Source organism: Lacibacter sp. (genome assembly GCF_035299325.1).
In the GTDB taxonomy this organism is placed as follows: domain Bacteria; phylum Bacteroidota; class Bacteroidia; order Chitinophagales; family Chitinophagaceae; genus Lacibacter.
Genome location: NZ_DATGWT010000032.1, coordinates 1 through 2729 on the forward strand (window position 1 = coordinate 1; position 2729 = coordinate 2729).

The window sequence follows — 2729 nt, forward strand, 5'->3', positions numbered from 1 at the left end:
ATGAGATGCAATTACGAAATTACAGTTCCAAAACTGTAAATTCATACAGTTCACTTCTATCAAAGATAGAAAGTTTTTATCATCTGCCATTTGATCAGATATCCACTCAACAACTCAAAGACTATGTACTGCAAAGGATTAGCAGTGAAGGAATCTCCACTTCCATGATCAATCAATACATTAGTGCCTTCAAAATAATGCAGGTTGATGTGCTTAAACGTAACTGGGAACAGATACAGATTAAACGTCCCAGACGTGTAAAAAGACTCCCGGTGGTTTTATCAATTGATGAGGTTGAGAAGCTGATTGCAGCAACCAGGAACCTTAAACATAGAGCAATTATTATGTTGGCCTACTCTTCAGGTTTGAGACGACAAGAAATCCAGCAAATAAAACCTTCAGCAATTGACTCTTCACGTATGCAAGTACATGTGGTTCAAGGTAAAGGCAAGAAAGACAGGTACACTATCCTCTCCCCAAAAGCGCTGGAAGTGCTCCGTTTATATTATAAGTATGAAAGGCCTTCCTGTTTTTTGTTTGAACCACAAGGTAAGAAAGGGAAGCAATTAGCAGACGTGACATTGAACTGTATTGTAAAGAAACTAGCTGCTAAAGCAGGGATAAAGAAGAGGATTTCGTTTCATACCCTCCGGCATTGTTTTGCTACCCATTTATTGGAGAAGGGGGTTAATCTGAAGCTTATCCAGCAACTTTTGGGACATGTTTCAATCAAAACTACATCAGGATACCTTCATTTAGCAAATGTTAATCCTGCAAGCGTGATTTCACCATTAGACTCCATGAATTTTTAAACTATGAAGTCATGGAAAACACGAAACAAGATATTGAGCTTGCTGATATTTTCAGCGACCAGGCAACTCATTTTCTAAACAATCACAACTTGTGCCCTGAGCAGCAAAAGGCATTCAATGCCATCATACAATGTCGTACTGCAGTGCTGGGTGGGCATGTTGATCATTGTGATAACTGTGGCTACATAAGGCAATCATACAACTCATGCCGTAATAGACATTGTCCGAAATGCCAGTTTATAAAAAAAGAGGTATGGGTTGATAAACTAATGGTTAACCTACTTCCTGTTAAGCACTTTCATATAGTTTTTACCATACCTTCTTGTTTGCACAAATTGTTTTACATCAATCAGGCCTGTGCCTATAGCCTGCTTTTTAAAGCTGCCGGTAAAGCCCTTATACAATGTGCTGCAAATCCCGAATTTGTTGGTGCACAAGCTGGAGCTGTAGGTATTTTGCATACCTGGGGTCAAACGCTGATTTATCATCCTCACATTCACATGATTGTACCGGCAGGTGGCCTTTCTGAGGACCAGATGGAATGGGTGCCAGCTGGCAGGAAGTTCTTTCTGCCGGTTAAAGCACTCAGCGCTGTATACAGGGGAATTCTTTGCAGGTTAATTGAACAAGCAGTTGCTCAGAAAGCAATCAAACTTCCAGATGACGCAGGTGATTTTAACTTCATAAAAACCCAATGCTATAAGAAGAAGTGGGTGGTCTATTGCGAAAAACCTTTTTCCTGTGCCAACAACCTAATCCGGTATCTTGGCAACTACACACACCGGGTAGCTATATCCAACCAGCGTCTTTTAAATTACCAGGATGGCAAGGTGAGTTTTTCGTATAAAAATTACAAAATGGCCGGATTAAGAAAGACCATAACACTGGATGCTGATGAATTTATCAGCAGGTTTATGCACCATGTTTTGCCCTGCGGATTTTACAAAATAAGATACTACGGTTTTATGGCAATCTGTAACATGAAACTCAAGTTACAGTCATGTTTTGAGTTGATTGGAAAAGTTGCATTTTTGCCTGTATTTGAAGGTCTCACAGCACTTGAAGTATGGCGAAATATTACAGGTGGTGACCCATTACATTGCCCCAAATGCAATACTGGCAAAATGATACATCAACTGCCAATTGCTACAACACAATTTAAATCAGATTAAGGATCATAAAACACATTTAGTTCTTTGAACTGACATTTCATATTCAGGAGCTTGTTAAAAGCCATGTTGGGAATGGTATGTATACATGAATCCAACAAAATAGAAAAATGAGAGAAGCAAAACAAGATATAGTTGTAAATAATACAAGCAGAGACAAATGTCAACTACTTTAAAACCGCAAAATCCAAAAGAACTCCCATAGCGGCATAGTCCAACTCGGTTTTATTCATCATTCCTTTCACAACTTCAATTTTCATTCATTATAATTTTTAACATCAATCCATTTTTAATACATTTGTGGGAACGATGAATAAAACGCTATACGTTAGGCCATATTAAAAATGAAAATTAAAGGTTACTATACTTTACGCTGTTCAGATGTGATTGAAGATATTTCGATCTACAATGAAACTTTGGATGAGCTTGATGGCTTTGAATATGAGATTAAGCATCAGAATGTAAGCGGAATTCTAACATTCAAAATCGCTGATGATGAAAAACAAATAAGCCAAGTTAAAGATTTCGAGAAATTTAATTTTCCATGGTGTGACAATATTTTAATTATTGAAGGTTCCCTAATGTGTGAAAATGAAAATCCTGGATTCATTATTGAAAAAAGAATCCGAGATTTATTCATTTTAATTTCGATTTGCAAGAATGGAATTGTTGATTATCCAGCTGGTGAGTTATTTTCAGACAAGATTCATATTCATTCATGTGATTCTTTTGTCCATTCAATTGATTT

The 2729-nt window shown here is 37.3% G+C and carries 3 protein-coding genes; all 3 read left to right on the forward strand.

What is annotated here, in order from left to right:
• On the forward strand, nucleotides 1-812 hold an 812-nt coding region (locus VK159_RS18285), incomplete at its 5' end, for a tyrosine-type recombinase/integrase (protein ID WP_324231611.1).
• Between the two features lie 11 nt (nucleotides 813-823).
• Complete coding sequence (locus VK159_RS18290; protein WP_324231612.1) at nucleotides 824-1984, forward strand: IS91 family transposase; 1161 nt, start codon at nucleotides 824-826, stop codon at nucleotides 1982-1984.
• Nucleotides 1985-2325: 341 nt separating this feature from the next.
• Nucleotides 2326-2729 (forward strand): hypothetical protein (locus tag VK159_RS18295; RefSeq protein ID WP_324231613.1); only part of this gene is annotated, 404 nt, incomplete at its 3' end.